The 10,729-nt window shown below is 66.7% G+C and carries 9 protein-coding genes; 8 read left to right on the forward strand and 1 reads right to left on the reverse strand.

Going from position 1 to position 10,729, the window contains the following annotated elements; genetic code table 11:
* Positions 1-132: 132 nt before the first annotated feature.
* Complete coding sequence (locus SY1_RS12270; RefSeq protein WP_015556024.1) at positions 133-2,031, reverse strand: carbon starvation CstA family protein; 1,899 nt, start codon at positions 2,029-2,031, stop codon at positions 133-135.
* A 299-nt stretch (positions 2,032-2,330) separates the two neighbouring features.
* On the opposite strand from SY1_RS12270, the gene SY1_RS02110 reads away from it, so the two are divergent.
* The 8 genes from SY1_RS02110 to SY1_RS02145 all read left to right on the forward strand — a co-directional run.
* Complete coding sequence (locus SY1_RS02110; protein WP_208872591.1) at positions 2,331-3,098, forward strand: hypothetical protein; 768 nt, start codon at positions 2,331-2,333, stop codon at positions 3,096-3,098.
* A gap of 180 nt (positions 3,099-3,278) precedes the next feature.
* Positions 3,279-4,289, forward strand: coding sequence for a galactose ABC transporter substrate-binding protein (locus SY1_RS02115; protein ID WP_015556025.1), 1,011 nt, complete (start codon positions 3,279-3,281; stop codon positions 4,287-4,289).
* Between the two features lie 120 nt (positions 4,290-4,409).
* Positions 4,410-5,909, forward strand: a complete 1,500-nt coding sequence (locus SY1_RS02120) for a sugar ABC transporter ATP-binding protein (protein WP_015556026.1) — start codon at positions 4,410-4,412, stop codon at positions 5,907-5,909.
* Between the two features lie 53 nt (positions 5,910-5,962).
* Positions 5,963-7,237, forward strand: a complete 1,275-nt coding sequence (gene mglC / locus SY1_RS02125) for a galactose/methyl galactoside ABC transporter permease MglC (RefSeq protein WP_015556027.1) — start codon at positions 5,963-5,965, stop codon at positions 7,235-7,237.
* Between the two features lie 8 nt (positions 7,238-7,245).
* Entirely contained in the window at positions 7,246-8,262 is a 1,017-nt protein-coding gene (locus SY1_RS02130; RefSeq protein WP_015556028.1) for an aldose 1-epimerase family protein, read from the forward strand.
* 11 nt (positions 8,263-8,273) lie between these two features.
* Positions 8,274-9,470, forward strand: coding sequence for a galactokinase (locus SY1_RS02135; RefSeq protein ID WP_015556029.1), 1,197 nt, complete (start codon positions 8,274-8,276; stop codon positions 9,468-9,470).
* A 33-nt stretch (positions 9,471-9,503) separates the two neighbouring features.
* On the forward strand, positions 9,504-10,493 hold the full coding sequence (gene galE, locus SY1_RS02140; protein WP_015556030.1) for a UDP-glucose 4-epimerase GalE: 990 nt from the start codon (positions 9,504-9,506) through the stop codon (positions 10,491-10,493).
* A 2-nt stretch (positions 10,494-10,495) separates the two neighbouring features.
* Positions 10,496-10,729 (forward strand): hypothetical protein (locus tag SY1_RS02145; protein ID WP_208872592.1); only part of this gene is annotated, 234 nt, incomplete at its 3' end.

Below are 10,729 nucleotides of genomic sequence, written 5' to 3' on the forward strand. Positions count from 1 at the left end.
GCGATTTGGTGTGAATCCCGCTTCATTATACAGGATGCGCGGAGTGCGAAGCGGGGCGGCGCGCAAGACGAAAAAGGGAGGGGCGAACCGTGCCGGTCCGCCCCTCCTTGTTACCTCCGCGGCGTGGAGCCGTCAGGCGCCCTTCTTGAGGGACTTGTAGTAGTTGGCGGAGCGGTGGACGCCGAAGAAGATGGAGAACAGGACGAGAGCGAAGACGAGGCCGATCCCGTAGGAGAGCTGAACGCCGTCCACCGTCACGCCGCACAGGGTAAGCCCCTCGCTGAACTTCGTGGCGAAGCCCAGGCACTCCGGGGCGAAGCAGAAGTAGGTGGAGCTCACCGCGGACATGAACGTGGCGGGAATGGCGGCCATGAAGCCACTGACGGGGGAGACGTTCCGGCACAGGTAGACGGCGCCCGCCCAGAGCGCGATCATGGCCAGCGTCTGGTTGGACCAGGAGAAGTAGCGCCACACGATGCCGTAATCGACGAAGGAGATGGCGTAGCCGATCAGGAGCAGCGGCAGGGCCAGCATCAGGCGCGGCTTGATGGCCTTCTGGTCGATCTTGAACCAGTCGGCCAGCGTCAGGCGCGCGCTGCGGAACGCCGTGTCGCCGGACGTGATGGGGCAGGCCACGACGCCCAGCAGGGCCAGAATGCTGCCCATGGAGCCAAGGAGCCCCTTCGAGATGTCGTAGACGGTGGCGGAGTTTCCGCCCCTGGCCAGGAAGAGCCCCTCCGTGGTGATGGGGGAGCCGAAGGTGTTGTAGAAGGCGATGCCCGCGCTGGCCCAGATCAGGGCGATGATGCCCTCGGCGACCATGGCGCCGTAGAACACGAAGCGTCCCTGGCGCTCGCTGGTGAGGCAGCGCGCCATCATGGGCGACTGCGTGGCGTGGAATCCGGAGATGGCGCCGCAGGCTACCGTGATGAACATCAGGGGCCAGATGGGCGTCGTCGCACCCTTCGGGTGCATGTTATAGAGGCCGTCCCAGAGCTCGATCATCGGGTGCGTGCCGTTCAGGTGGTTCATCACCGTGGCGCCGCCGATGAGCACCGCCATGAGGATCAGGCAGAGGCCGAAGATTGGGTAGAACCGGCCGATGACCTTGTCGATGGGCAGGAGCGTCGCGAGGAAGTAGTAGACCAGGATGGCGATGGTGAGGTACTTCACCCACTCCGCCTCCGTCAGGCCGTACACCATCTCCGGCTCCGCGACGGGCTTCACCTCCTCAGCAGCCGCAGCTTCCGGCTTCGCTTCTTCGGTCGGCGCGGGCTTGGCCTCCTCGGCCGGGGTTTCCGGCTTCACTTCTTCGGCGGGAACGGGCTTGACCTCAGCGGCCGGGGCTTCCGGCTTTACTTCTTCGACAGGGGCGGGCTTGGCCTCCTCGGCCGGGGCCTCCGGCTTGGCTTCTTCGATGGGCGCGGGCTTGGCCTCCACTGGCACCTTGCCCTCATCGGCCTTCGGCGCTGCGGTCTTTTCGGCTTCAGTTTTGGGGGCTGCGACGGCGGGAGCCGCCTGGATGGAGACGGCAGCGGTCCGCGGCAGGTTGAAGTCCCTGCCGGCGCCCATGATCATGCGGCTCAGAAGCTGGGCCGGGCCGACCATGAAGACGACGCCGATCATCACCAGCAGCACCACGGAGAAGATGCGCATGACGGTCTTCATGGTGGGGCCAAGGTACATGCCCGTCAGCTCGGAGATGCTCGCGCCGTCGTTGCGCATGGAGAGCATCCCGCTCAGGTAGTCGTGGACGGCGCCGGCGAAGATCGTGCCGAGGACGATCCACAGGTACACCGAGGGCCCCCAGATGGCGCCGGAGAGCGCGCCGAAGATGGGGCCAAGGCCCGCGATGTTCAGAAGCTGGATCAGGAACGCGCGCCAGATGGGGAGCGGGACGTAGTCCACGCCGTCCGGGTGAACCTGGCAGGGCGTCCTACGGTCGTCCGGCTTGAACACCAACGTCACGAAGAGCCCGTAGGTGCAGTAGCCGACGATCAGAGCGGCCAGTGCGACGAAAAACGTGATCATGACAAAACCCCCTATATAATAAATGATAGTGTTGAGATGGTGTTGAGGTGCGCAAAACAACCACTTATAGTTTAATCCATTCGCGGCTTAGCGCAAGGTGCCGCGCAAAATCCGCGGAGGTGCCTGACGGAGTGAGGTGGAGGGGCTGCCTTTGGCCCTGCCGACACCCCCTGCGCGTTTGGAGAGCGCCGCCGTGCGGGGACCACGATATTCGTCCGCTTCGTTTATTTCGTTTATAATGATGGGCGGAGCGCGCCCCTTGCGGCGCGCGTCGGCCGGAGACGAAGGGAGATCGTTTGATGAGGCATTGTACACGTTTGAGGTCCGTCCTGGCGGCTGCGGTGCTCCTCGCGCTCGCCGCGGGGGGCTGCGCCCCGGCGTCGGCGGTTGAGGTCGTGCAGGACGTCGAGGTCCATCGCGTGATGGGACGCCTCTGCGCTCTGGCCCTTGTGGTGAACCTGTGCCAGGCTGAGTCGGGGCGTGCGGAGCTCCCCGCGACGGCCCGGATCAAGGGGTGCTTTGAGGACGCCGGGTCGGAGTGGCTGGACTCCGTGCAGGTGGTCGCCGCAGGGCAGGCCTGGTGGGTCGGCGTGCCCGTGGACCGCTACTCCGGCGCAAGGCGCTTCCTGCGGACGGAGGCCCCGGAGCTTGGCGTGATGGAGGCGCCGGGCGGGAGCCCGTGGCTTGGAGGTCCCATGGCGTGGCTTCGGGCGGCGAGCGTCGTGCCGGAGGGCAAGGGGTTCGTCACAAGGGCCCTTCCCCTGTCCGCCGCTGTCGGCGCGGGGGAGGACGCGGACCGCCTCTTCTTGAGCCCGGACGGCGAGCGCTGGTGGATGAGCCCGGACCTGCGGGAGGACCGCCGCCCCTCGGTACTCGACCGGTGGGGCCTCCAGCCCGCGCCGGAGCTTCACGCTCCCGTCGCCGTGGCGGGGGGCGGCGAGGAGTTCCGGGCCTCCCCCGTCGGCCTGCCGGAGGACATGCACGTGGGAAGCGCGCGGAGCGACGACCTCTCCATCGGGGCGGGGGACGTGATCTTCAACCCCATCCCAAGGGTGAGGACGGAGTGAGCGTGCCCTCAGGGTAAAAGGACCTGCATAAAACTGAATTTTGTAGTAGAATCTAAGGACAGAGTTTGTATTTTTCGCACAACGGTCGGACCTCTTGAGGACAACGGCCCCCTGTGGGGGCATAAGACGTTCGCCGCGGCGGACGAGAGCACATCACACGACAACGGGAGGGGTTTCTGAATGAAGAAGTGGGCTTTATGCGTCGGTACGGTTCTGGTGCTGGGGCTTGCCGTCTCGGCCATGGCTGCGGACGTGCTGGTGGGCGCGTGCATCTACAAGTTCGACGACACGTTCATGACGGGCGTTCGCAACGCCATGAACGCGGAGATGAAGGAGCACAGCGGCTCGCTTGAGATCGTGGACTCCCAGAACCGCCAGCCGGACCAGAACAACCAGGTGGACACCTACATCACGAAGGGCGTCAACGCGCTGATCGTGAACCCGGTGGACCGCACGGCGGCTGCACCCCTGATGCTCAAGGCGAAGGCGGAGGGGCTCCCCATCGTCTTCGTGAACCGCGAGCCTCAGGAGGAGGTCATGAAGAGCTACGACAAGACCTGGTACGTCGGGGCCAAGGCCGAGGAGTCCGGCACGCTGTCCGGCCAGATCATCGCGGACTACTTCAAGGCGAACAAGGCCGCGGACAAAAACGGAGACGGCAAGATTCAGTACATCATGATCCGCGGCGAGCAGGGACACCAGGACGCCACGCTCCGCACCGAGTACTCGGTCAAGGCCATGAAGGACAGCGGCTTTGAGCTGGAGGAGCTGGGCAGCGACACGGCGAACTGGGACAAGGTGCAGGGCGCCAACAAGATGAGCGGCTTCATCTCCGCCGTGGGGCTGGACAGGATCGAGGCCGTGCTGGCGAACAACGACGACATGGCGCTCGGCGCCATCGAGGCCCTGAAGGCCGAGGGATACAACGCGGGCGACCCTGCGAAGTTCGTCCCGGTGGTGGGCGTGGACGCCACGGCGCCGGCCCTTGAGGCGATGAAGGACGGCTCCATGCTGGGGACGGTCCTGAACGACGCCGTGAACCAGGGCAAGGCCGCGGTGCGCGTCGCCGTGGCCGCTGCGGAGGGCCGGGAGGTGACGAAGGAGTCCATCGGCTACGACGTCACGGACGAAAGGTACATCTGGATCCCCTATCGGAAGGTGACGTCGGAGAACTACAAGGAGTTCATGTAGGCCTGCCGTCCTTCCGGCGTTGAAGGCGTTGCGGTAATTTCCGTGCCCCTGTCGGCCTCCGTCGGCGGGGGCGTTTCCTTAAGAGGGGCTCTTGACGCGATGACGTAAGGGGGAGAACCAATGAGCGAATATGTCCTAGAGATGAAGGAGATCACCAAGACGTTTCCCGGGGTGAAGGCCCTGGACAGGGTCTCGCTCAACGTGCGGCCCGGAACGGTCCACGCGCTGATGGGGGAGAACGGGGCGGGCAAGTCCACGCTGATGAAGTGCCTGTTCGGCATCTACTCCCCGGACGGCGGCGAGATCCTCCTGGACGGGACGCCGGTGCGGATCAACTCGGCCCGCGAGGCCATGGACGACGGCATCTCCATGATCCATCAGGAGCTCCACCCCATCCGGTTCCGCCCCGTCATGGAGAACGTCTGGCTGGGGCGCTTTCCATCAACCTTCGGCGTGGTGGACCACAAGGCGATGTACGACAGGACGCTGGCCCTGTTCAAGGACCTGGAGCTGGACGTGGACCCCGCCGCGCAGGCCGGCAGCCTGTCGGCGGCGAAGCTCCAGATGATGGAGATCGCGCGGGCCGTCAGCACGAACGCGCGCATCATCATCATGGACGAGCCCACCTCCTCCCTGACGGACCGGGAGACGGAACACCTCTTCAAGATCATCAACCGGCTGCGAAAGCAGAACATCGCCATCATCTACATCTCGCACAAGATGGAGGAAATCCTCCAGATCGCCGACGAGGTCTCCATCATGCGCGACGGGCACTACATCGGGACCTGGCCCGCCAGCGAGCTGACCATGGACGGCATCATCCAGCGCATGGTGGGGCGCGAGATGACGGACCGCTTCCCGCCGAAACTCGTCGCGCCGTCGGAGGAGCTGGTGCTGAAGGTGGAGCACCTGTCCTCGCCCCTGAAGAGCTCCTTTCAGGACATCTCCTTTGAGCTGCGGCGGGGGGAGATCCTGGGCATCGGCGGCCTGGTGGGGGCCCAGCGGACGGAGTTCGTGGAGGCGCTCTTCGGGCTTCGCGACGTCGCCTCCGGCACGGTGCTGAAGGACGGAGAGCCCTCCCTGTCCCACTCCCCGCGCGAGGCCAAGGCCCACGGGCTGGCCCTGCTGACGGAGGAACGGCGGGCCACGGGCATCTTCGGCATCCTGCCGGTGCTGGAGAACACGGTGATCGCGAACCAGAAGCACTACGCGCACCTCGGCGTGCTGAACGACCGCGAGCGGATCGAGGCGGCGTCGGAGTCCTGCGGCGAGCTCAACGTCAAGACGCCCTCCCTGGACACCCTCATCCAGAACCTTTCGGGAGGCAACCAGCAGAAGGTGCTCATCGCCCGCTGGCTCCTGACGAACTCGGACGTCCTGATCCTGGACGAGCCCACGCGGGGCATCGACGTGGGGGCGAAGTACGAGATCTACACCATCATGCTGAGCCAGATCGCCCAGGGAAAGTCCATCATCATGATCTCCTCGGAGATGCCGGAGCTCATGGGCATGTCCGACCGCATCATGGTGATGTGCGCGGGGCGCGTCACGGGGATGCTGAACCGGGACCAGTTCGATCAGGTCGAGATCATGCGCCTGGCGACGCAGTTTTCAAAGTAGGGGCGACCGAACGGCCCGCTTGAACACATATCGATTTCGGGAGGTTTATCGAAATGGCGGAAAGACGAATCACACGCGAGAAGTACAACCATTTCCTGCGGACTTCGGGCGCATCCGTCCTGATCCTTGGCGTCATCCTGAAGGCCGTTCAGGCCGTCCCCGCCCTGAGCGGGATCAAGGAGGCCCTGTCGCTGAAGAGCGTCTACGACCTGCCCGTCTTCCTGATGATCATCGGCGCCGTGGTGGCGCTGAAGGGAGTAGTGGCCGCGCGGGGGCGCGGCGCCGAGGGGGAGGCGGAGGACGTGGTGCTGTCCCGCAAGTCCTTCGGCGCCTTCCTGACGAACTACGCCATCCTGCTGGCCATGCTGGTCCTGGTGGTGGTCATCTGCGTCATCCAGCCGCGCTTCATGCAGGTGCGCGTGGCGCTTGACGTCCTGACGCAGTCCTCGACGCGCCTCATCATCGCCCTGGGCATCTGCTTCACGCTCCTGATCGCGGGCACGGACCTCTCCGCAGGCCGCATGGTGGGGCTGGCGGCGGTCGTCTCCACCTCCATGCTGCAGACCTCGGCCTACGCCAACCGCTTCTTTCCGGACCTGCCGCAGGTCAGCGTCTGGCTTCCCATCCTCCTGGCGGTGCTGGCCTGCATGGCCTTCGGCGCGCTGAACGGGTTTCTGGTGGCCAAGTACGACATGCACCCCTTCATCGCCACCCTGGCGACGCAGGTCATCATCTACGGCGCCTGTTCCCTCTACTTCGACATGCCGCCCAACAACTCCCAGCCCATCGGCGGCATCCGGCCCGACTTCACGGCCCTGGGGCAGATGAAGGTCTTCGCCAGCTCCGAGCCGGGCGGCTTTCCGGGGATATCCATCCTGATCCCCATCGCGGCGGTGATCTGCGTCCTCATCTGGTTCATCCTGAACAAGACCGTGTTCGGAAAGAACGTCTACGCCATCGGCGGCAACCGGGAGGCGGCCGTGGTGGCGGGCATCAGCGTCTTCCGCAACATCATGGGCATCTTCATCCTGGCCTCGTGCCTCTACGGCATCGCGGGGGTCCTCGAGGCGGCGCGCACGGCGGGCGCCACCAACAACTACGGCAACGGCTACGAGCTGGACGCCATCGCGGCCTGCGTGGTGGGCGGTGTCTCCCTGAACGGCGGCATCGGGCGCGTCAGCGGCATCGTGTCGGGCGTCCTCATCTTCACGATCATTCAATACGGCCTGCAGTTCGTCAACGTCTCCCCCATGTGGCAGCAGGTCATCAAGGGCGTGATCATCGCCGCGGCCGTGGCCATCGACATGACGAAGTACCGCAGAAGGTAGGGAACGTCATGGAAGGCCTCAGCATGGAGTCGCTCTACCGGCACGTCGGCACGGAGGAGCAGGTCTACGGCGTCCGGCGCCTCATCCTCGACGAGGGGAACGCCAGGGGCGCGGCGGTGTACCAGGTGAGCACCGCCGGAGGCCTGGACTTCGACGTCCTGCCGGACAGCGGCCTGGACGTTGGCCGGCTGCGCTGGCGCGGCGTCAACGTCAACTACATGACGAAGAACGGCTACGACGCGCCCTCCCGCTTCCTGCCCGTCCCGGACAACTTCGACCACACCTTTCCCGGCGGGATGATGTACACCTGCGGGCTGCTCTCCGTGGGACCCCAGTGTCGGGACGAGGAGGGGGACGGGGAGTTCCACCCCCTCCACGGTCGCTACCACGGGCAGAGCGCGCGGGGGCTCTCGGCCTCCGCGGAGGGGGGCGTCATCCGCGTGTCCGGCACGGTGAGGGAGACGGAGCAGTGGCGCCACAACCTGTCGCTGAAGCGCGTCATCACGGCGCCGGCCTGGGGCAGCGAGCTCCTGGTCGAGGACGAGGTCACGAACCTGACGCCGCAGCCCGTCGAGTACGCGCTGCTCTACCACTGCAACTTCGGCTGGCCCCTGCTGGACGCGGACGCGACGCTCGAGCTGCCGGAGGACCGAAAGGTCACCCCGCGCTCGCCCTGGGCCGAGGCGGGGCTGGCGGACCAGTGCCGCTGCACCGCGCCCATCGACGGCGAGGAGGAGCGCGTCTACTTCAACGAGGTGCGCCCCGCCGGGGAGGACCCCAGGGCCCGCCTGATCAACCGGCGGCTCGGGATCGGTGCCGAGCTCTCCTGGTCCCTGGACACGCTGCCCATCCTCTCCCAGTGGAAGTGCATGAGGAGCGGGGAGTACGTCCTGGCCCTCGAACCCTCCACCTGCTACACGATGGGGCGCCTCGAGGAGCGCCGCCACGGGTCCATGCGGACGCTGGCCCCCTTCGCCTCCGTCCGGACGCGCGTGAGGCTGCGCTTTTTCGACCCTGAGGATTAGGGGGTGGGATCATGCAGGGCATTCGTGACATGTACGGGAGGATGCTCTCCCGATTTCAGGAGCTCTTCGGAACCGGCGGCGGGGCTCCGGCGCTCTTCCGCTCGCCGGGGCGCGTGAACCTCATCGGCGAACACACGGACTACAACGGCGGGCACGTGTTCCCCTGCGCCATCTCCCTGGGGATCTGGGCCCTTGCGGCGCCCCGGCAGGGGACGGACTTGGTGCGGCTCCACTCCATGAACTTTGAGGAAGCCGGGACGACCGAGGCGCCGGCCCGCGGTCTGGAGTACCGGCAGGAGCGGGGCTGGGCCAACTATCCCCTGGGGGTTCTCCGGGTGCTGGAGGAGGCTGGGCATCCGCTGCCTGCGGGGCTGGACCTCCTGTTCTGGGGGGACCTGCCGGGAGGTGCGGGGCTGTCCTCCTCCGCCTCCATCGAGGTGCTGACGGCCCGCGTCGCGGACGGCCTGTTCGGAATGGGGCTCCAGGGCGTCGAGACGGCGCTTCTGGCCCAGAGGGCGGAGAACGACTTCGTGGGCATGAAGTGCGGCATCATGGACCAGTTCGCCATCACCATGGGCAGGCGGAACTGCGCCGTATTCCTGGACTGCAGGACGCTCGACTTCAAGCTCGTGCCCCTGAACCTGGACGGGTTTCGCATCGTCATCAGCAACACCAACAAGCCCCACGCCCTGGCCGGGTCGGAGTACAACCTGCGGCGGGCCCAGTGCGAGGCCGCGCTGGAGGACCTGCGTCGCGTGCGGCCCGTCAAGGCCCTTGGGGAGCTGACGGAGCCGGGGTTCAAGTATCTGTCGGGCGTGATCCGCAACCCCGTGAACCTGCGGCGCGCCCGCCACGCCGTCACGGAGAACCAGCGCACCCTTCACGCCCTCGCGGCCCTGGAGATGTCGGACCTGGCGTTGTTCGGGCGGCTGATGAACCAGTCCCACGTCTCGCTGCGGGACGACTACGAGGTGTCCTGCCCGGAGTTGGATGCGCTGGTGGAGCTGGCCTGGCGGCAGCCCGGCGTGGTCGGCTCGCGCATGACGGGGGGCGGCTTCGGGGGCTGCACGGTCAGCATCGTGGAGGCCCCGTGCGTGGAGGCCTTCGTCCGGGACGTGGGAGCCGGCTATGCGAAGGCCACGGGCCTGCGCGCCGACTTCTACGAGGTGGACGCGGCGGACGGCGCGGGGCGGATGGAGCGTCCCTGACGCTTTTGCCTGTGGGAAGGACGGGTGGATGACATGGCGATTCTGGTCTGCGGAGGGGCCGGCTACATCGGCTCCCACAACGTGCGCGCCCTGCTGGACCGCGGCTCTGAAGCCGTGGTGGTGGACAACCTGTGGACGGGACACCGGCCGGCGGTCCCCGACGGGGTCCCCTTCTACGAGGGGGACGTCCGCGACGCGGCCCTGATGGACAGGATATTCTCGGAGCATAAGATCGAGGCGGTGCTGCACTTCTGCGCCTGCTCCCTGGTGGGGGAGAGCGTGGAGAAGCCCCTCTTGTACTTCGCGAACAACGTGGGAGGGATGCAGTCCCTGCTGGAGGCTATGGTGCGCCACGGGCTGCGTCAGATCGTGTTTTCGTCCTCGGCGGCCGTGTACGGCGAGCCGAGCCGCGTGCCCATCCTCGAGGACGACGAGACGAAGCCCACGAACCCCTACGGCGAGACGAAGCGCGTGATGGAGCGCATGATGCATTGGGTCGGGGAGCGGCACGGCATCCGTTACGTGTCCCTGCGGTACTTCAACGTGGCGGGGGCGTGGCACGACGGGAGCCTGGGCGAGGACCACCGGAACGAGACGCACCTGGTGCCCATCATCCTTCAGGTGCCGCTGGGGCGGCGGGACTGCGTCACGGTGTTCGGCGACGACTACCCGACGCCGGACGGGACCTGCATCCGGGACTACGTCTATATCGAGGATCTGGCTCAGGCGCACCTGATGGCGCTGGACTACCTGGCGAAGGGCGGCGAGAGCCGGATCCTGAACCTGGGCAGCGGCGACGGCTACTCCGTGATGGAGATGATCAACGCTGCCCGGAGGGCCACGGGGCGGGACATCCCCGTGAAGGTGGGGCCCCGCCGCGCGGGGGACCCGGCGCGGCTGGTGGCGGACAGCGCCCTGGCCGGAAGGGTTTTGGGCTGGCGGCCCCAGGTAACCTCCATGGAGGACATCATCGCCTCGGCCTGGCACTGGCACAGCGCCCATCCTCAGGGCTGGGGGAATTAGCCATGCCGGCAGCGGACGTGGACGTCAACCGCGAGCTGAACCGGCTGGTGCGCTTCGCCCTCCTGCAGGGGCTGATCGAGGCGGAGGACGCCGTCTGGGCCGCCAACGGCCTCATCGGGGAGCTGGGCCTCCCAGACCTGCGGGCGGAGCCCGTCGCGGACGACCTGCTTCCGGGGGCGTCGCCGGACGGCATCCTGGAGCGCATCCTGGACTGGGCGGAGGCTGCGGGGATCATC

The sequence above is a fragment of the Fretibacterium fastidiosum genome, assembly GCF_000210715.1.
In the GTDB taxonomy this organism is placed as follows: domain Bacteria; phylum Synergistota; class Synergistia; order Synergistales; family Aminobacteriaceae; genus Fretibacterium; species Fretibacterium fastidiosum.